The 1,269-nt window shown below is 61.0% G+C and carries 2 protein-coding genes; one reads left to right on the forward strand and one right to left on the reverse strand.

Features of this window, described 5'->3' with window-relative positions:
• Positions 1–956, forward strand: a 956-nt coding sequence (gene spoIVB / locus QZL66_RS11240; protein ID WP_293615153.1) for a SpoIVB peptidase, incomplete at its 5' end; no start/stop codon positions are given.
• Positions 957–1,123: 167 nt separating this feature from the next.
• Here the strand turns inward: spoIVB and QZL66_RS11245 are convergent.
• A partial coding sequence (locus tag QZL66_RS11245) for an HPr family phosphocarrier protein (RefSeq protein WP_293615161.1) occupies positions 1,124–1,269 on the reverse strand: 146 nt, incomplete at its 5' end.

Raw genomic sequence — 1,269 nt, forward strand, 5'->3', positions numbered from 1 at the left:
TGGAAGTCCAGCAGATCGAAACGCCTCTGCTCGTCCCCTGCGGTCAGCCCTTTGGCATCAAGCTGCGCATGGACGGAGCACTGGTGGTGGGGATGAGCGATGTGGAAACCGCAGAGGGTTCCCGCTGTCCGGCACAGGAGGCGGGCATCCAGACCGGTGACCTCATCCAGTCCGTCAACCGCCAGTCCGTCACCACCAATCAGGAGCTTCAGGCGGCGATCTCCGCCTCCAAGGGCAGCGCCGTCACCATTACGTTCTCCAGAGAGGAGGACATTTACACCTGCACCCTGACACCGGCGTTCGCCGAAAAGGATGGCTGCTATGAGGCAGGGGTGTGGGTGCGGGACAGCAGCGCCGGCATCGGCACCATCACCTTCTACGAACCGGAGAGCGGCAGCTTCGGTGGTCTGGGGCATCCCGTCTGCGATGCGGACACCGGCGGTATTCTGCCCCTCGGCTCCGGCGAGGCGGGCGCTGTCACCATCTCCCGTGCGGTGCGTGGCACGCCGGGAAATGCCGGCATGCTGCAAGGCAGCTTCACCAAAGAACCGCCGCTGGGCGAGCTGCTGTGCAACAACCGCTGCGGGGTGTTCGGCACGCTCTACCGATGTCCCTCACCGGAGGATGCCGTTCCCATGGGGCTGAAACAGGAGATCGAAACCGGTCCGGCACAGATCCTCTGCACCGTTTCCGGCGACACGCCCCGGAAATACGACATCGTCATCGAGAAGATCGACTACACCGGCACGGACAACACCCGCAACATGACGGTCTGCATCACCGATCCGGCACTGCTGGAGGCGACCGGCGGCATTGTGCAGGGCATGAGCGGCAGTCCCATTCTGCAAAACGGCAGACTGGTGGGTGCTGTCACCCATGTATTTCTTGACGACCCCACACGGGGCTACGCCATCTTCTGCGAAAACATGGTGCGCTACGGGCTGTGCGGTTCGTGAGCGTCCGGTCTGATTCACTCCGGCGATGGGCAAACCATGCACAAAAACAAAAAACCTCACGGAACGCCCATCGCATTTGCGGCCGCCGTGAGGTCTGTTTTGTTTGCCCGTGCGCAGGATCTGACTCCCCGCCTTTCGGCAGCGCACTGAAACGATTCTGATTCTAATTAGTCGCTAAAACCGCTCTCTACCAGTTCTACCAGAGAGTTTACGGCAACCTGTTCGTCCGGACCATCTGCGATGATCTTGATGTCGGTTCCGCCTACAATACCCAGAGACAGAATGCCCAGCAGGCTCTTTGCGTTGACACGAC

Origin of the sequence: Ruminococcus sp. CAG:330 (assembly GCF_000437175.1) — a bacterium.
In the GTDB taxonomy this organism is placed as follows: Bacteria; Bacillota; Clostridia; order Oscillospirales; family Ruminococcaceae; genus Ruminococcus_C.